This is a genomic window from Marinobacterium zhoushanense (genome assembly GCF_014641945.1).
Taxonomy (GTDB): Bacteria; Pseudomonadota; Gammaproteobacteria; order Pseudomonadales; family Balneatricaceae; genus Marinobacterium_D; species Marinobacterium_D zhoushanense.
The window spans coordinates 322,074-340,089 of sequence record NZ_BMIJ01000003.1 but is presented as its reverse complement, the minus strand read 5'-3'; the positions used below and the strand labels follow the sequence as shown (position 1 = coordinate 340,089).

The following is an 18,016-nucleotide window of genomic DNA, read 5'->3' as shown; positions in this document are numbered from 1 at the left end:
GTACTACTCTGGTGCCTTCGCGCGGTCAAATCCTGCCTGCTGCAGGCGCTCAGTGATCTCATCCAGAATGCTGGCATCGTCGATAGTGGACGGCATCTTGTAGGGCTCGGCAGCGGCGATCTTGCGCAGTGTCGCGCGCAGGATCTTGCCGGAGCGGGTCTTCGGCAGTCGTTTGACCACCACGGCTCGACGGAAGCAGGCCAGTGCACCGACCTGATCGCGTACCCGCTGTACCAGCTCGGCCTGCAGCTGCGCTTCGTCGATCTCCTCACCGGCCTTGATCACCACCAACCCCACCGGCAGCTGCCCCTTCAGTTCGTCGTTCACCCCTATCACCGCGCACTCGGCTACGGCCGGATGGGCAGAGACCACCTCTTCCATCTCACCGGTGGAAAGACGATGTCCGGCCACGTTGATCACATCGTCGGTACGCCCGGTGATGTAGATGTAGCCCTCGTCGTCGCGGTAGCCGCCATCGCCGGTGTGGTAGTAACCGGGGAAGGCGGTCAGGTAGGAGCTGACGAAACGCTCATCGTTGTTCCAGATGCTCCAGGCCACGCCCGGCGGCATCGGCAGCTTGACGCAGATATGCCCTGCCTCGCCCACCGGCACCTCGTTGCCCTCCCCATCCACCACGCGGATGTCATAGCCGGGCAGCGGTTTATGGGTAGAGCCAAGGCGCGGTTCAGCCGGGTCGGTCAAGCCCATCATCGGCGCGGTCATCGGCCAGCCGGTCTCGGTCTGCCACCAGTGGTCCAGCACCGGCACCTTCAGCAGTTCGGAGAGCCAGTTATAGGTGGAAGAGTCCAGCTTCTCACCGGCAACGAAGATCCAGCGCAGGCTGGACAAGTCATGTTGCCTGGCCAGCTCACCGTTCGGATCCTCCTTGCGAATCGCGCGGAACGCAGTGGGCGCGCAGAACATGGAGTTGACGCCATACTCGGCGATCACGCGCCAATAAGTACCGGCATCCGGGGTTCGTACCGGCTTGCCCTCGAAGAAGATGCTGCTACAGCCACCCATCAGCGGGCCGTAGACGATGAAGGAGTGGCCGACCACCCAGCCGATATCGGACGCGCCCCACCAGACATCACCCTCGTTCATGCCGTAGACGTTGTTCAGCGCATAGCTGAGCGCCACCGCGTGGCCGCCGTTATCGCGGACGATCCCCTTCGGCTGTCCTGTGGTACCTGAGGTGTAGAGGATATAGAGCGGGTCTTCACCGCGCACCGGCACACACTCAGCCGGCTCGACGCCCTCCTGCACCTGCTCCCAGTCCAGATCCCGAGCATTATTCAACTCGGCTTTCAGCAGCGGGCGCTGGCAGACGATGGTGCAGCGTGGTTTGTGCTTGGCAGTGGCGATCGCCAGGTCCACCAGTGGCTTGTAGGCGATAGTCTTGTCGAACTCGATACCGCAGGAGGCGGTCAGGATCACCTTGGGTTCGGCGTCGTCGATGCGGACCGCCATCTCATGCGGGGCGAAACCACCGAACACCACCGAGTGCACGGCACCGAGACGGGCACAGGCGAGCATCGCCACCGCCGCTTCCGGGATCATCGGCATGTAGATCAGCACCGTATCGCCCTTCTCCACCCCGTGGCTACGCAGTGCACCGGCAAAGCGGGCCACCTTGTCGCGTAGCGCGTTGTAGCTGATCGCCTGCTTGCTGCCGGTGACCGGGGAGTCGTAGTAAAGCGCCACCTGCTCGCCACGGCCCTGGGCGATCTGATGATCCAACGCCAGGTAGCAGCTGTTCAGTTCGCCGTCCGGATACCAGTTCCAGGTGCCGGACTCGGTCTTTTTCAGCGTTGTCTGCGGTTTACGGAACCAATGGATGCGCTCGGCCTGCTCGGCCCAGTAGTGCTCACCATTCTCAAGTGCGGCCTGATACTCGTCGGTGTAACCCATCGTTCAACCTCGTTATTGTTGTTTTTAGGCACGGTCCACCCTCGACCATCGCCCGATGGATAGCATCGACTGCCGCGCCGTTAGAGGGGGTAGCGACGACAGCCGAGTGATCGAATTAACTGCTTGAGCGATTACTTGTCCTGGTACAGGCGCAGTACACTGGAGAAATCCAACGTGCCGTTGCCCTTGGCCTTATGCAGGTTGAACAGCGCCCGCGCGTTGGAGCCCATTGGCACCGGCGAGGCGCTCTGCTGGCTCAGCTCCATCGCCAGCCCCAGGTCCTTGTACATCAGGTCGACCATGAAGCCGCCCTGGTAGTCGTTGCTGGAGGGCACACCCGGCATCACCCCCGGATAGGGGTTGTAGACCTGCAGCGCCCAGTTGTTTCCGGAGCTCTGCTTCATGATTTCGGACAGCACCGCCGGGTCCAGGCCGTTCTTGACGCCCAGATTCAGCGCTTCACAGGTGCCGGTCATCAGTACGCCGAGTAGCAGGTTGTTACACGCCTTGGCGATCTGACCGGCGCCATGGTCACCGGCGTGGAAGATGTTTTTACCCATGCACTCAAGGATCGGCTTGGCCTGCGCGAACTGCGCATCCGAAGCGCCGACCATGAACGCCAGCGTGCCCGCCTTGGCGCCACCGACACCACCGGAAACCGGCGCATCGATAAAGTTGAGGCCGCGCTCGGTACCGACCTTGGCCACACGCTGCGCGGTGGCCGCATCGATGGTGGAGGAGTCGATGATCAAGGCACTTTTCTTCACCGCATCAAACAGCGGCTGATCGCCGGTGACATAGAGCGTCTCCACATGCTTGCCGGCCGGCAGCATGGAGATCACGAAATCCGCGTCGGAAACCGCGTCAACGGCGCTGGCCGCTGCCTGGGCACCTTCTGCGGCCACCTCCTGCACCTGTGTGTCGACCAGGTCGAACACGTGAACGTTGTGCCCGGCCTTGACCAGGTTGATCGCCATCGGGCCACCCATGTGGCCGAGGCCGATAAATGCGATAGTTGCCATTCTCTTATCCTTATTCTGTTGGTGGCGCCGGCGGGGTTTACCGGTGCCCGCTTGGTTAATTCAGCTGTTCGCTCAGCGGATTGACCGCCCAGGGCGACTCGAAAAAGCTATCCAGCACCCTTGGATCGACTTCGGCCACCGACTTGAACATCCAGTCCGGCTTGCCGTCCTTGTCGATCAGCAGTGCACGTATCCCTTCGGGGAACTCGGAGTGACGGCAGCACTGCACCGACAGCTCAAGTTCACGTTCGAACACCTCTTTCAGTGACAGGTGGCGGCAGCGCTCCAACTGGCGGGCGATGATCCGCACCGACAGCGGGCTGCCGTGGCTCAGTGCTTTCTGCGCCCGCACCACCCACTTGTCGCTGCCGTCCTCGGCCAGCAGCGCCGCCTGCATCGCCTCCAGGTTGTCGTGGTCGGTGACACGACGGATCAACTCCGCGTGCTGGCGGATCGGGCCGGCCATCTCGGCCAGTTGGGGCTGGGACTGCTGTTCCAGCTCCCGCAGCACAGTGTTCACGGCTGTCTTTGCGTCGCCCTGCCAGTCTGCGAGCTGCAGTCGCTCCACCAGCGCGGTGCGCAGTTCGGAGAGGATGAAACGGTCGGCCAGACCCAGGTAGAGCGCGTCGGGAGCGTTGATCGGGTTGCCGGTCAGGCCGAGGAACAGGCCGGTACGTCCCGGCATATGATTGAGGAACCAGCTACCGCCCACATCCGGGTAGAGGCCGATGGTCACCTCCGGCATCGCCATATGCGTGGTTTCGGTAACCACGCGGTAGCTGCAGCCGTTCATCAGCCCCATACCGCCGCCCATGACGATACCGCTGCCCCAGCAGATGATCGGCTTCGGGTAGGTGTGCAGGGTGTAGTCGAGCTTGTACTCGCGGGTAAAGAATATCTCGGCGAAGTCCTTTGCCCCCTCACCCTTGATCGACTTGTACATGTTGACGATATCGCCACCGGCGCAGAACGCCTTCTCGCCGGCGCTGTCGAGGATCAGTGCGACGACGCTGTCATCGTCACGGCAGGCGTCCAGTTTCGGCTGGATCAGCTCGACCATCTCCATGGTCAGCGCATTCAGCGAGCGCTCGGCATTGAGGCGGATCTCGATGATCCGTTTGCCATCCTGTGTCGGTATCTCGTTAAACAGTACGCAGCTCATCGGCAATCCTCTCTCGTCTGGCCTGTTACTGATTCTTCCATTCGGGTGCACGCTTCTGCAGGAAGGCGTTGACCCCTTCGCGCTGATCCTCGCTGTCGAACAGGTCGACGAACAGCTCACGCTCAAGGATATAACCCTGGTTCAGATGTGCGCTGCGGCTGTTCTGGATCAGCTGCTTGCAGGCGGTCACGGCGATCGGGCTCTGCTGCTCCACCTGCTTGGCCAACTCCAGTGCACGCTCGTAGGCCTGGCCCTTGCTAACCATCTCCTCGACCAGACCTATCTCCAGCGCCTTGGCTGCTGTGATACGCTCGCCGCAGAGGATCATCCGCTTGGCCCAGCCCTCGCCCACCAGTCGGGTCAGGTTCTGGGTGCCACCGGCGCAGGGCAACAAGCCTACTTTCGCTTCCGGCAGCGCCATCTGTGCCTGCTCCTCAGCCACGCGCAGATCGCATGCCAGCGCCACTTCCAGACCTCCGCCCATGGCGAAACCGTTGATCGCCGCGATCGACACGCCACGGAACTGCGCCAGCGTCTCAAACGCCTCACCGAACAGACGCGCCATATCGCGGGCGACCGACTTGTCGCCGTCGGCGAACAGCTTCAGGTCGGCACCGGCGGAGAAGAATTTGTCACTGGTGCTGCGCAGTACCAGCGCATAGACATCACGGTCGGCATTCAGTGACTTCACCGCTTCGGTCAACGCCTTGAGGCTCTCCGCGGTCCAGGTGTTGGCCGGCGGGTTGTTCATGGTGATGACCGCAGTGTGGCCCTGTTTTTCGATAATCAGTGCATCTGTCATATTCGTGACTCCTTCTAAATCGCGATCACAGCAGATCCGCGGCATCCTGCATCAGCGCCCGGCGCGCGATGATCACACGCATGATCTCATTGGTACCCTCAAGGATGCGGTGTACACGGCTGTCGCGCACATAACGCTCCATCGGATACTCCTTGATATAGCCGTTGCCGCCGAACAGCTGCAGCGCCTGATCGCAGACGCGGAAACCGACGTCCGTGGCAAAGCGCTTGGCCATGGCACAGTAAGCGGTCTTGTCAGCATCACCGGCGTCCAGTTTGCTGGCGGCCAGACGCACCATCTGCCGCGCTGCCACCAGCTCGGTGACCATGTCGGCCAGGGTGAACTGCAGGGCCTGGAACTCGCCGATCTCGCGACCGAACTGCTTGCGCTCATGCAGATAATCACGGGCGCGGTTCAGCGCCGCTTGGGCGGTACCGATGGAGCAGGTAGCGATATTGATACGGCCACCGTCGAGCGCCTTCATGGCGATGCTGAAACCCTGCCCCTCTTCGCCCAGCAAAGCTGAAGCCGGTACACGCACGCCGTCGAAGGTGATGGCGCGGGTCGGTTGGCTGTTCCAGCCCATCTTGTCCTCTTTGCGACCGTAGCTGATCCCTTCAGCCTTGGCATCGACCACGAACGCGGAGATCCCTTTCGGACCCTCGCCGCCGGTACGTGCCATCACCACCAGTACGTCGGTACTGCCGGCGCCGGAGATGAAGATCTTGCTGCCGTTGAGGACATAGTGGTCGCCGTCACGGCGGGCGGTAGTTTTCAACGAGGCGGCATCGGAACCGGCGTTGGGCTCGGTCAGGCAGTAAGAGCCAAGTTTGTCGGCACTGGTCAGTTGCGGGCACCAGGTTTCGCGGGTTTCCGCATTGCCATAGCTGGCGATCATCCAGCACACCATGTTGTGGATGGTCATGAACGCGGTGGTCGAGGTGCAGCCCATCGCCAGCTGTTCGAAGATGATGCTGGCATCGAGACGGCTCAGTGCCAGACCGCCCACATCCTCCGGCGTGTACAGGCCCATCAGGCCCAGCTCACCGGCGCTCTTTAGGACGTCGACCGGAAAAAAACTCTCCTGATCCCACTGTGCCGCATTGGGCTCCAGCTCGTTCTGCGCGAAGGCGCGCGCCATGTCGGCAAAGGCGATCTGATCTTCGTTCAGTTCAAAATCCATAGAGGTTTCCTTCTTATGCAGCCAGGGCATTCAGCCCCGGCTTTTATATTTTATTTCAATGGATTAAGTCTGTTACCTCAGGTGAATGCTGGTATTCACTCCGTGGTCGATATCCTCTTCGAACCAGCGTGCGGTTACCGTCTTGGTCTCGGTATAGAAGCGCACCGCCTGCTTGCCGTAGGCGTGCTGATCGCCGTAGAACGACTTGCGCCAGCCGGTGAAGGAGAACATCGGCAGCGGCACCGGCACCGGCACGTTGATACCGACCTGACCCACCTTGATCTCGTGCTGGTACTTGCGTGCCGCCGCACCGGACGAGGTGAAGATCGAGGTACCGTTACCGTAGGGGTTCTCGTTGATCAGCTCGATCGCCTCTTCGATGGAGTCCACCTCCAGCGCGACCAGTACCGGACCGAAGATCTCTTCGCGGTAGATCGACATATCGGTGGTCACGTTGCGGAACATGGTCGGGCCAACCCAGTTGCCATCAGGGTAACCTTCGACCACACATTCGCTGCCATCGAGAATGCACTCGGCGCCAGAGGCCTTACCCTCCTGGATAAAGTGCAGCACACGCTCCTTAGCCTGCGGGTTAATCAACGGGCCGAAGCCGGCCTTCGGGTCGTTCCAAGCACCCGGGCGAACCTTGGCCAGGGCATCGCGTACCTCGGGGATCCACTCGCGCGACTCACCGACGAATACCGCTACGGAGATCGCCATGCAGCGTTGACCGGCCGCACCGACAGAGGCACCGGCGATCGCATTGATCACCTGGTTTTTGGACGCATCCGGCATCACCACCATGTGGTTCTTGGCACCGGCGAACGCCTGTACCCGTTTCAGATGTTCGGTACCGGTACGGTAGATATGCTCGCCGACCGCGACGGAGCCGACGAAGGAGATCGCCGGAGTATCCTTGTGGGTCAGCAGCTGGTCGACCACCTCTTTGCCGCCGTGCACAATCTGCAGCAGGCCGTCAGGCGCGCCCGCCTGCTTGAACAGCTCGGCCAAACGCATCGGCGTCAGCGGATCCTGCTCCGAGGGCTTGAGCACAAAGGTGTTACCGCAGGCGATCGCCATCGGGAACATCCACAACGGGATCATCGCCGGGAAGTTGAACGGGGTGATACCGACACAGACGCCCAGGGGCTGGGTGATGCTGTAGCAGTCGATTTTGCGTGCCACGTTCTCCACGGTTTCGCCCATGCTCAGCGAGGCGATGTTGCAGGCGTGCTCGACCACCTCAATACCGCGCCAGATATCGCCCTTGGCGTCTTCGAAGGTCTTGCCGGTCTCCTGCGACAGCGTTTCGGCAAGTTCATCGTGATGCTCTTTCAGCAATGCCTGGTAACGCAACATCAGACGGGCTCGATCACCAACCGGGGTGTCTTTCCATGATTCAAACGCCGCTTTGGCTGCGGCAACGGCGCGCTCAACCTCTTCGCTAGTGGCACAAGGCAGCTGAGCAATCACCTCCTGCGTCGCCGGGTTGGTTACCTGGATCAATGTTGTCGAGCGGCTCTGTATCAGTTCGCCGTTGATCAGGAGGGGGACTTGCTGGGTCATGGTTCTATCCTCGTTATCGTTATATTTGTTGTAGTTTTAGCACGCGCCCAGAGAGTTCAGGATTGATAATGTTGTTCACTTGATGGACTATATTGTGATTACGTTAGGATTTTCACTTATTAGAAAAAAGTAGCTATGAGCAACCCGTCAAACTGGCCGTTACCGCCCGAGAGCATCCGCTTCGTGGTACCACGCCGAATCGTGCAGCAACTGGCCGACCACCCCCTCAGCCGAGGCCTCTATCCGCTGGGTATCGGCTACTATCACCAGGCGTCCGGGCACCATATGGAGCGCGTCGAGCACGACGACTACCTATTGATCTACTGCCTGGAGGGCGCGGGACTGTTACAGGTGGAAGGACTGAAATACAGCGTGCATGCCGGAGATCTGGTACTGCTGCCCAAAGGGGTCAGCCACAGTTACCGGGCACTGAAGAGCCGCCCCTGGACCATCTACTGGGCGCATTTTCACGGCGATGATGCCGATGCGTTTTACGCGCATCTTAGCGAGCCTCGGCAGAGCGCGCCGATACTGCTAACCCCGCTCGGATTACAGTCTCGGCTGGCCAGCGACTTCGAAGCGCTGCTGGAGCTGCGTGAGTCCACCTATAACCTCAGCGCCTACCTTTGCGCGGCCAACCAACTGCGCCAGATCCTGACACATATTGCGCTGCTGCAGCCCCTGGCGCGCAATCGTCAAAAAGGCGACAGCCTGGATCTGGAGCGGGTACACAGCCTGATGCAGGCCCATGTACATGAACACCTGGCGCTCGATACCCTGGCCGACAGCGTCAACCTGTCGAAGTACCACTTCGTCAAACGCTACAAGGAGCTCACCGGCACCACTCCGATCAACCACTTCATCCAGTTGAAGATCGAGCGCGCCTGCCACCTGCTCGACACCACCAGCAACAGTATCAACGAGATCGCCTTTGCCGTCGGTTACGAGGATGCCTACTACTTCTCCCGTATCTTCAAGAAGATCATGGGCGTATCACCCAGTCAGTACCGCAATCTGCGTACCGGGGCCTATGCTTATCGGGGTGGTTCAACGCGGTAACCGTACATCCTGCACATAAAAAAGGCGGGCCGAAGCCCGCAAAATAAGGGGCACCACACCCCGTGCCATATGCCTTTTACACTAACTGAAGTTACGTTTGATCAGCCGCTGCAGCTCGCCGACGATGCCGTTACGGAACAGCAGCACGCAGATGATGAAGATGACACCCATGATGATGCTGACGTAGTTACCCAGCTCGCCACCGGACAGGTAGTTCTGGATCGTGACCACCACGCCGGCACCGACAAGGGGACCTGCGATAGTGCCCATGCCGCCGAGCAGCGTCATCAGTACCACCTCACCGGAGAGATGCCAGTGCACATCGTTCAGCGACGCAAGCTGGAACACCAGCGTCTTGGTTGAGCCGGCCAACCCCGCCAGCGCCGCCGAGATCACAAACGCAACCCACTTGTACTGGCTGACGTTGTAGCCGAGCGAGATCGCCCGCGGCTCGTTCTCGCGGATCGCCTTCAGGATCTGTCCGAACGGCGAGTGCACGGTGCGGTACACCAGCCAGAAGCCGAACAGGAAGATCGCGTAAACCACATAGTAGAGATACGTGTTATCGGTCAGGTCGATCAGGCCAAACAGGAAGCCTCGCGGCACACCTTGCAGCCCATCCTCTCCGCCGGTGAACGGCGCCTGCAGATAAACGAAGAACAGCAACTGGGCCAGCGCCAGAGTGACCATGGCGAAGTAGATCCCCTCACGCTTGACCGCCAGCTTGCCGTACACGGCGCCGACCACACCGGCCGCCAGCGTACCGCACAGAATACCGAGCTCAGGCGTCAATCCGGTATTGATCATCAGGTAGCCTGTGACGTAGCCGCCGGTACCGAGGAACGCGGCATGGCCGAATGAGAGCAGACCGGTGAACCCGAGCAACAGGTTGAAGGCGCAGGCGAACAGTGCAAAACAGAGCACCTTCATCAGGAATACCGGGTAGATCACCAGCGGTGCCAGTAGACCGAGACCGACCAGCAGTGCTATTTTTGTGTTTGTCATTTTCATTGTTACGCCTCCTTCCCGAACAGGCCGGCAGGTTTGAGCAGCAGCACGATCACCATGACGGCAAAGATCACCGTGGTGGAGGCCTCGGGATAGAAGTACTTGGTCAGCCCCTCGATGATGCCCATGCCGAGCCCGGTCAGGATCGCGCCGCCGATGGAACCCATGCCGCCGATAACGACGATGGCGAACACCACGATCAGCATGTTGGAGCCCATATCCGGCGATACCGAGTAAACCGGCGCCGCCATCACTCCGGCAAAGCCCGCCAGTCCAACACCGAAGCCGAAGGTCAGCGTCACGATCAGCGGTACGTTGATACCGAACGCCTGCAGCATGGCCGGGTTTTCGGTACCAGCGCGCAGATAGGCGCCAAGACGTGTCTTCTCGATCATGAACCAGGTCAGACCACAGACCACCACCGAGGCTACGATGATCCAGGCGCGATAATCAGGGAGATACATGAACGGCAGCTTGGTACCGCCCTTCAGCGCATCGGGTATCGAGTAGGGTTGACCCGACGCACCGTATATCTGGGTGAACAGACCCTGCAGCACCAACGCGATACCGAAGGTCAGCAACAGGCTGTAGAGATGGTCTTCACCGGCGATCGGCCGCAGCAGAACACGCTCGATCAGTACACCGGCAAATCCCACCGCCAGAGGCACCAGGATCAGCGCCGCCCAGTAGTTGATGCCGAAGTAGTTCAGCGCCATCCAGGCTGCAAATGCACCCAGCATGTACATCGCACCCTGAGCGAAATTGATGATCTTCAACAGACCGAAGATGATCGCCAGCCCAAGACTGAGCAAGGCGTAAAAGGAGCCGTTGATCAGCCCGACCAGCAACTGACCGAACAGGCCAAACAGATTGATGCCGAGAAATGTTGCCATATCCCACTACCCGCGTTTTATTCCGAATATGACCCGAAGCTCAGCGTTACAGCACTGCACTCGGGTTTTCTTCGAACTCGGGCGCCGGCCGGACATGCCTGTCGGCGCCGTCGTTCTGTTACGTCAGTTTTCCGTTACTTGAAGTCGCACTCGGCCAGCATCGGCCCGAACGCTTCCTCTCCGGAAATCACGTTTTCGATGGCGAAGATGTCATCCGGATTGGCACGCTCATCCGCGCGCTTGATCCGCACCTGGTACATGTCGTGCACCATGCGGCCATCGTTACGAAGCGTCGCGTTACGGGCGAAGAAGTCGTCCGGCTTCATCTCCTTCATCTTGCGGATAACGGTATCGGAGTCGTCGGTACCGGCTGCCTCAACCGCTTTCAGGTAGTGCATGGTCATGGAGTAGGCACCCGCCTGGCCCATAGCCGGGATCGCACCATGACGCTCCTTGAAGCGCTTGGACCACTCGCGGGTCTGTTCATCCATGTCCCAGTAGAAACCGGTGGTCAGCTTCATACCACCTGCAATCTCCGGATCCAGCGCCTGAGCGTTGGAGGTGAATACCAGCAGGCCCGCCACGTCGGCGGTCTGGGTCAGGCCGAACTCGGCGGCGGTCTTCAGCGAGTTGGTGAAGTCGGTACCGGCATTCGCCAGCGCGATCACGTCCGCACCTGAGCTCTGCGCCTGCAGCACGTAGGAGGAGAAGTCAGTGGTTCCCAGCGGAGCGCGCACCGCGCCCAGTACCTCACCACCGTTGGAGTTGACCACCTCGGTGGCCACGCTCTCCAGCGCATGGCCGAAGGCGTAGTCGGCGGTGATGAAGAACCAGCGCCACTTGCCGGCACCCACCATCGGCTTCACGGTACCGTTGGCCAGTGCCACCACGTTGTAGGTCCACTGCACGTTGTAGGGTGAACAGGCCTTGGTGGTGAACGCATGTGATGCTGAGGTGGAGATCAGCGCAATCTTCTTGGAATCGGTCAGCACCTTGGCCACGGCGCCGGTAACGGAGCTGGCCACCAGACCGGTCACGGTGTCCACCTGCTCGTTGTCGATCCACTTACGTACAATGCTGGAGCCCACATCCGGCTTGTTCTGGTCATCGGCGCTGACGATCTCGATCGGCTTGCCAAGCACGGTGCCGCCGAAATCCTCTACCGCCATCTGCACGGCGGTGACACAACCCTCGCCACAGATGTCGGCGTATACACCGCCCATATCCGCCAGCACACCGATCTTCACCTTGTCGTCGGAGATACCGGCCGCCTGGGCTGCTGATACGGTCATTGCTGCTGCGATACCGGTGCAGAGCAGGGTTTTCTTGATTGCTTTCATCCTTTTCGCCTCCATGAGGTTTTTATTTTTATTGCACTTAAATTGCACTTAAGGGGGTGAAACACACTAAGGGGTAGAACGGGTGTAACAGGGCTAAACGCCCAGATAGGTGTGCAGCATGTCGGCCCGGGCTTCGAGCTCATGCGCCCCAACCTCCTCCACAATGTGGCCATGCTCCATGACGTAGTGCCGATCGGCGATCGGCGCCGCGAAACGGAAATTCTGCTCGACCAGCAGGATGGTCAGCCCACGCTGCTTCAGCTTCTGCAGCACCTCGCCGAGCTTCTTCACAATCACCGGGGCCAGGCCTTCGGTGATCTCGTCGAGCAGCAGTATGTTGGCGCCGGAGCGCAGAATACGGGCCAGCGCCAGCATCTGCTGCTCACCGCCGGAGAGGCGGGTACCCTGGCTGTAGCGGCGCTCGTACAGATTGGGGAACATGTCGTAGATCTCCTCTACGCACATGCCGTCGCTGCGCACCGCCGGCGGCAGCATCAGGTTCTCCTCCACATTGAGGCTGGAGAAGATGGCGCGCTCCTCGGGGCAGTAGCCGATGCCGAGGTGGGCGATGCGATGGGAGGCCATACCGATGGTCTGGCGACCGTTGATATTGATCGTCCCGCTGCGACGGCCAACCATGTTCATGATCGAGCGCAGCGTCGTGGAACGGCCCGCGCCATTGCGACCGAGCAGCGTCACCAGCTCACCCTGTTTCACGTTCAGGTCGATGCCATGGAGGATGTGCGACTCGCCGTAGAAAGCGTGCAGGTCGCTGATGCGGATCTTTTCGCCGTAAGTGCTCATGCCGTCACCCTCTCCTGTTGTTCAACTTCGCCAGAGGTTGCGTCAGCTTCGACCCCCTCCTGCTCATCGGCGGCAACACCGAGATACGCCTCCTTCACTCGAGGATCGGCGGAGACGGTGTCGTAGTCGCCTTCGGTCAGCACCGCACCGCGCTGCAGCACCGTGATGCGATCGGCCAGACGGGACACCACATGCAGGTTGTGCTCGACCATCAGAATGGTGCGGTTAGCCGACACCTTCTTGATCAGCGCCGCAACCACATCCACATCCTCGTGCCCCATCCCCTGAGTCGGCTCGTCGAGCAGCATCAGCTCCGGGTCCAGCGCCAGTGTGGTGGCGATCTCCAGCGCGCGCTTGCGGCCATAAGAAAGGTCGACGGTAGTCGTGCGAGCGAATTCGGCCAGTCCCACCTGATCCAGCAGCTCAAGCGCTTTGGCATTCAGCGGTTCCAGCACCTTTTCCGAGCGCCAGAAATGGAAGCTGTTGGATTCCTTGCGCTGCAGTGCGATGCGCACGTTCTCCAACACGGTCAGATGGGGAAACACAGCCGAGATCTGGAACGAACGGATCAGGCCCAACCGGGCCACAGAGGCCGGTTTCATCGCCGTGATATCGCGTCCGTTATAGAGAATCCGACCGCGGGTCGGACTGAGGAACTTGGTCAGCAGGTTGAACACCGTGGTCTTGCCCGCCCCATTGGGGCCGATCAAGGCGTGGATGCTTCCTCGTTCGATATTGAGACTGACGTCGTCAACGGCGGTAAAGCCCTTGAACTCCTTAACCAGATCAGTGGTTTGTAGTACGTAGTCGGTACTCATGTCGTAATCGGAACCTGTGTTCTTATTGTTATTTTCACCAGGCTAAAACGCCCGGAACGTCGCTTACGTCAACGTAAGCTCGGAACCGAACTTAACAACCACGAATACGCAGTTACCAGTACGACTTTAGTCTAATACACCCCTGTTTTTCGCCAAATATCACCACATAGAATTTTTAATATCAATAGGTTACATACAAATGTAACCAATGATTACGAATAGGTGTATACCCTTATTTTTGCTTTACGTTAACGTAAACTTCCTCTAGCCTGAATAAAAAGCGCAAGGAAACGAACGGGACAATGGCACCTAAACAAAACAGCTACTCCATCAGCGAGCTGGCCAGCGAGTTCGATGTCACCACTCGCAGCATCCGCTTCTACGAAGACCAGGGACTGTTGCATCCGACACGTCGTGGCCAGACCCGCATCTATAGCCGCCAGGACCGGGTCCGAATGAAGCTGATCCTGCGCGGCAAGCGCCTGGGATTCTCCCTCGCCGAGATCCGCGACCTGTTTTCACTCTGGGACGAGACCCCCAGTGGCAGCCAAAAGCAGCTCAACCTGCTGATGGAGATCATTCACCAGAAACGCGCCGAGCTTGATCAGCAGTTGAAAGATATCGCGATGGTGCAACTGGAACTGGACAACGCAGAGCGCCGCTGCCGCGACGCTTTAGACGAGTTACGGACACAAAAACAAAAAGCCAGCTAGGACACCTGAAAGCAGCCGGATAGCGGGTTGCCATACGGTTTTCAAAGCAATACAGACAGGTAAAAAACGATGATTTCAGAGTTCACCAGCCTTAACTTCGGCCTCGGCGAAACCCTCGACATGCTGCGCGAGCAGATCAACACCTTCGCCAGCCGCGAGATCGCCCCGCGTGCTGAAGAGATCGACCGTGAAAACGCCTTCCCCAACGATCTGTGGCGGAAGTTCGGCGATATGGGCCTGCTCGGCATCACTGTTAAAGAGGAGTACGGCGGTGTCGACATGGGTTACCTGGCCCATGTCATCGCCATGGAGGAGATCAGCCGCGCCTCCGCGTCGGTGGGCCTCTCCTACGGAGCGCACTCTAACCTCTGCGTCAACCAGATCCACCGCAACGGTACCGAAGAGCAGAAGCAGAAATACCTGCCCAAGCTGATTAGCGGAGAGCATATCGGCGCGCTGGCGATGTCCGAGCCCAACGCCGGCTCCGACGTGGTGTCGATGAAGCTGCACGCCCGCGACAACGGCGACCACTATCTGCTCAATGGCAACAAGATGTGGATCACCAACGGTCCTGACGCCCACACCTACGTGATCTACGCCAAGACCGACCTTCATGCCGGTCCGCGCGGCATCACCGCGTTCATCGTCGAGCGTGACTTCCCCGGTTTCTCCCGTCATCAGAAACTCGACAAGCTCGGTATGCGCGGCTCCAACACCTGCGAACTGGTGTTTCAGGATTGCCCGGTACCGAAGGAGAACATCCTCGGTGAGCTCAACGGCGGCGTGCGCGTACTGATGAGCGGCCTTGACTATGAGCGTCTGGTGCTGTCCGGGGGTCCGCTGGGAATCATGCAGGCGGCGATGGATATCGTTGTGCCCTACTGCCGCGACCGCCAGCAGTTCGGCAAGGCGATCGGCGAGTTCGAACTGGTGCAGGGCAAACTGGCCGACATGTACACCCTGTTGAACGCGTCCAAGTCTTACATCTACACCGTCTCCCGTGCCGCCGAGCGTGGCGAGACCAGCCGCAAGGACTGCGCCGGCGCCATACTGTACTCAGCGGAGAACGCCACCAAGCTGGCACTGGATGCGATCCAGCTGTTGGGCGGTAACGGCTACATCAACGAATTCCCGACCGGACGTCTGCTGCGCGACGCCAAGCTGTACGAGATCGGTGCCGGCACCTCGGAGATCCGCCGCATGCTGATCGGGCGCGAGCTGTTCCTGAACAACTGAGCCTATAGACCAGTTCAGACTGAACCAACTTATGCTAAGCCCAATACGGCCCGCACAAAAACGATAACTTCGGGAGAACGCTATGCCCGTTCTGCACACCAAGATTAACGCGCGCAGCGACGAGTTCCTCCGCAACGACGCCTCCATGCGCGAGGCGGTTGCGGACCTGCGCGACAAGGTTGCCACCGTCGAACTCGGTGGCGGCCCAGAATACCAGCAGCGCCATCTGTCCCGCGGCAAGCTGCTGCCGCGCGAGCGGATCAACGCCCTGCTCGACGAAGGCTCCCCCTTTCTAGAGCTTTCACAACTGGCCGCCTACGAGGTCTATGAGGACAACGTACCGGCCGCCGGTATCATCACCGGTATCGGCCGCGTCAGCGGCGTCGAATGCATGATCGTCGCCAACGATGCCACCGTGAAGGGCGGCACCTACTACCCGCTGACGGCGAAGAAGCACCTGCGCGCCCAGGAGATCGCCGAGCGCAACCACCTGCCCTGTATCTACCTGGTGGACTCCGGCGGCGCCAACCTGCCGCGTCAGGATGAGGTGTTCCCGGACCGCGATCACTTCGGCCGCATCTTCTACAACCAGGCACGCATGTCCGCCAAGGGGATCCCGCAGATCGCCGTGGTCATGGGTCTGTGCACTGCCGGCGGCGCCTACGTGCCGGCGATGGCCGACGAGTCGATCATCGTGCGCAACCAGGGCACCATATTCCTGGCCGGTCCGCCGCTGGTGAAAGCCGCCACCGGTGAAGAGGTCTCCGCCGAGGATCTGGGCGGTGCCGACGTACACTGCCGCACCTCCGGCGTGGCCGACCACTATGCCGAGAACGATGCCCACGCGCTGCAGATCGCCCGTAGCTGTATCGCCAACCTGAACAGGCGCAAGAATCCGCAGCTTGACCTGCGTACGCCGGAAGCCCCGCTCTACCCGGCCGAAGAGCTGTACGGCGTGGTCGGTACCGATCTGAAGAAGCCCTACGACGCCCGCGAGGTGATCGCCCGCCTCGTCGACGGCTCCGAGTTCGACGAGTTCAAAAAGCTCTACGGCACCACCCTGGTCACCGGTTTCGCCCATATCTACGGCTATCCGGTGGGCATCATCGCCAACAACGGCATTCTGTTCAGCGATTCGGCACAGAAAGGCGCGCACTTCATCGAGCTGTGCTGCCAGCGCAACATTCCGCTGCTGTTCCTGCAGAACATCACCGGTTTCATGGTCGGTCAGAAAGCGGAGTCCGAGGGGATCGCCAAGCACGGCGCCAAGATGGTCACCGCCGTCGCCTGCGCCAACGTGCCTAAACTCACCGTGCTGATCGGCGGCTCCTTCGGTGCCGGCAACTACGGCATGTGCGGCCGCGCCTACAGCCCCAACTTCCTGTGGATGTGGCCCAACGCCCGCATCTCGGTGATGGGTGGCGAGCAGGCCGCCGGTGTACTGGCCACCGTGCGTCGCGACGGTTTGGAACGCCAGGGCAAGAACTGGTCCGCCGAGGAGGAAGCCGAGTTCAAGAAGCCGATCATCGAGACCTATGAGCACCAGGGCCATCCGTACTACGCCTCCGCTCGCTTGTGGGACGACGGCGTGATCGACCCGGCGCAGACCCGCGAAGTGGTCGCCATGGGCTTGTCGGCGGCACTCAATGCACCTCAGACCGAGACACGTTTCGGTGTGTTCAGAATGTAAGGAGGGCTTGAGATGACAGCACAGTACATAGAACTCACCCGCGACGCCCAGGGCGTTGCCTGGCTGACGCTGAACCGTACCGAGGTACACAACGCCTTCGATGACAGCATGATCGCGCAGATCATCGACGCGCTCGAAACCACCGACCGTGATCCGGCGGTGCGGGCACTGGTCCTGCGCGCCAACGGCAAGAACTTCTCGGCCGGTGCCGACCTGGCCTGGATGAAACGGATGGCGCAGAACAGCCATCAACAGAACCTGGAGGACGCCGGCCAGCTGGCACGGCTGATGGAGCGGCTAAACAACCACTCCAAGCCGACGCTGGCACTGGTGCAGGGCGCGGCCTACGGCGGCGCCGTTGGCCTTGCCGCCTGCTGCGATATCGTCATCGCCACACGCGAAACCCGCTTCTGCCTGTCCGAGGTGAAGATCGGCCTGATCCCGGCCGTGATCAGCCCCTACGTGGTACGCGCCATCGGCGAGCGCCAGGCAAGGCGTTACTTTATCACTGCAGAGCCGTTCGATGCCGCCACCGCCCAGCAGTTCGGCCTGGTACATGAACTGGCCGAAAGCATGGAGCAGCTGGCCGAGATCGCGAACAGCCTGCTGACTCAATTGCGCCGCAACAGCCCACAGGGGATTGCGGAAGCGAAACGGCTGATCTACGCCGTGAGCCAGAAACCGATCGACCAGGCGGTGATCGACGACACCGCCCGGCGCATCGCCGATATCCGCGTCAGCGCCGAGGGTCAGGAGGGGCTGAGCGCCTTCCTGAACAAGCGTCAGCCCAACTGGGTCGAGGAATAAGC

General features: G+C 60.4%; 16 protein-coding genes. 5 read left to right on the top strand and 11 right to left on the bottom strand.

Annotated features, from left to right (window positions below):
• Positions 1-3: 3 nt before the first annotated feature.
• The 6 genes from IEX40_RS08700 to IEX40_RS08675 form a co-directional block, all read right to left on the bottom strand.
• Entirely contained in the window at positions 4-1,911 is a 1,908-nt protein-coding gene (locus IEX40_RS08700) for a propionyl-CoA synthetase (RefSeq protein ID WP_188747321.1), read from the bottom strand.
• Positions 1,912-2,042: 131 nt separating this feature from the next.
• On the bottom strand, positions 2,043-2,993 hold the full coding sequence (gene mmsB, locus IEX40_RS08695; RefSeq protein WP_268235775.1) for a 3-hydroxyisobutyrate dehydrogenase: 951 nt from the start codon (positions 2,991-2,993) through the stop codon (positions 2,043-2,045).
• The gene (locus IEX40_RS08690; RefSeq protein ID WP_188747317.1) at positions 2,989-4,095 is read right to left on the bottom strand and encodes an enoyl-CoA hydratase/isomerase family protein; all 1,107 of its coding nucleotides are present in this window, start codon (positions 4,093-4,095) and stop codon (positions 2,989-2,991) included. The genes mmsB and IEX40_RS08690 overlap by 5 nt, the downstream gene beginning before the upstream one ends.
• Positions 4,096-4,120: 25 nt before the next feature.
• Positions 4,121-4,897, bottom strand: a complete 777-nt coding sequence (locus tag IEX40_RS08685) for an enoyl-CoA hydratase (protein ID WP_188747314.1) — start codon at positions 4,895-4,897, stop codon at positions 4,121-4,123.
• A gap of 25 nt (positions 4,898-4,922) precedes the next feature.
• Entirely contained in the window at positions 4,923-6,080 is a 1,158-nt protein-coding gene (locus IEX40_RS08680) for an acyl-CoA dehydrogenase family protein (RefSeq protein ID WP_188747312.1), read from the bottom strand.
• A 72-nt stretch (positions 6,081-6,152) separates the two neighbouring features.
• Positions 6,153-7,646: a CoA-acylating methylmalonate-semialdehyde dehydrogenase gene (locus IEX40_RS08675; protein ID WP_188747310.1), complete on the bottom strand. Its 1,494-nt coding sequence runs from the start codon at positions 7,644-7,646 to the stop codon at positions 6,153-6,155.
• 135 nt (positions 7,647-7,781) lie between these two features.
• Between IEX40_RS08675 and IEX40_RS08670 the strand changes: the two genes are divergently transcribed.
• Positions 7,782-8,705, top strand: coding sequence for an AraC family transcriptional regulator (locus IEX40_RS08670; protein ID WP_188747308.1), 924 nt, complete (start codon positions 7,782-7,784; stop codon positions 8,703-8,705).
• Positions 8,706-8,786: 81 nt separating this feature from the next.
• On the opposite strand, the gene IEX40_RS08665 is transcribed toward IEX40_RS08670, so the two are convergent.
• The 5 genes from IEX40_RS08665 to IEX40_RS08645 form a co-directional block, all read right to left on the bottom strand.
• Positions 8,787-9,710 carry a branched-chain amino acid ABC transporter permease gene (locus IEX40_RS08665; RefSeq protein WP_188747736.1) on the bottom strand — a complete coding sequence of 308 codons (924 nt, stop codon included), beginning with the start codon at positions 9,708-9,710 and terminating at the stop codon, positions 8,787-8,789.
• 8 nt (positions 9,711-9,718) lie between these two features.
• A complete protein-coding gene (locus IEX40_RS08660) occupies positions 9,719-10,606 on the bottom strand; it encodes a branched-chain amino acid ABC transporter permease (RefSeq protein WP_188747306.1) in 888 nt (295 codons plus the stop codon).
• A gap of 134 nt (positions 10,607-10,740) precedes the next feature.
• Complete coding sequence (locus tag IEX40_RS08655) at positions 10,741-11,946, bottom strand: ABC transporter substrate-binding protein (RefSeq protein ID WP_188747304.1); 1,206 nt, start codon at positions 11,944-11,946, stop codon at positions 10,741-10,743.
• Positions 11,947-12,039: 93 nt separating this feature from the next.
• Complete coding sequence (locus IEX40_RS08650; protein ID WP_188747302.1) at positions 12,040-12,750, bottom strand: ABC transporter ATP-binding protein; 711 nt, start codon at positions 12,748-12,750, stop codon at positions 12,040-12,042.
• On the bottom strand, positions 12,747-13,568 hold the full coding sequence (locus IEX40_RS08645) for an ABC transporter ATP-binding protein (protein WP_188747301.1): 822 nt from the start codon (positions 13,566-13,568) through the stop codon (positions 12,747-12,749). Before IEX40_RS08645 ends, IEX40_RS08650 begins: the two co-directional genes overlap by 4 nt.
• Before the next feature lie 302 nt (positions 13,569-13,870).
• Between IEX40_RS08645 and IEX40_RS08640 the strand changes: the two genes are divergently transcribed.
• From IEX40_RS08640 to IEX40_RS08625, 4 genes are all read left to right on the top strand, one after another.
• Positions 13,871-14,281 (top strand): MerR family transcriptional regulator, encoded by a 411-nt coding sequence (locus IEX40_RS08640; protein WP_188747299.1) that lies wholly within the window; start codon positions 13,871-13,873, stop codon positions 14,279-14,281.
• A gap of 69 nt (positions 14,282-14,350) precedes the next feature.
• Entirely contained in the window at positions 14,351-15,517 is a 1,167-nt protein-coding gene (locus IEX40_RS08635; RefSeq protein ID WP_188747297.1) for an isovaleryl-CoA dehydrogenase, read from the top strand.
• 82 nt (positions 15,518-15,599) lie between these two features.
• A complete protein-coding gene (locus IEX40_RS08630) occupies positions 15,600-17,207 on the top strand; it encodes a carboxyl transferase domain-containing protein (RefSeq protein ID WP_188747295.1) in 1,608 nt (535 codons plus the stop codon).
• A gap of 12 nt (positions 17,208-17,219) precedes the next feature.
• Positions 17,220-18,014, top strand: coding sequence for an enoyl-CoA hydratase/isomerase family protein (locus tag IEX40_RS08625; protein ID WP_188747293.1), 795 nt, complete (start codon positions 17,220-17,222; stop codon positions 18,012-18,014).
• Positions 18,015-18,016: the final 2 nt, after the last annotated feature.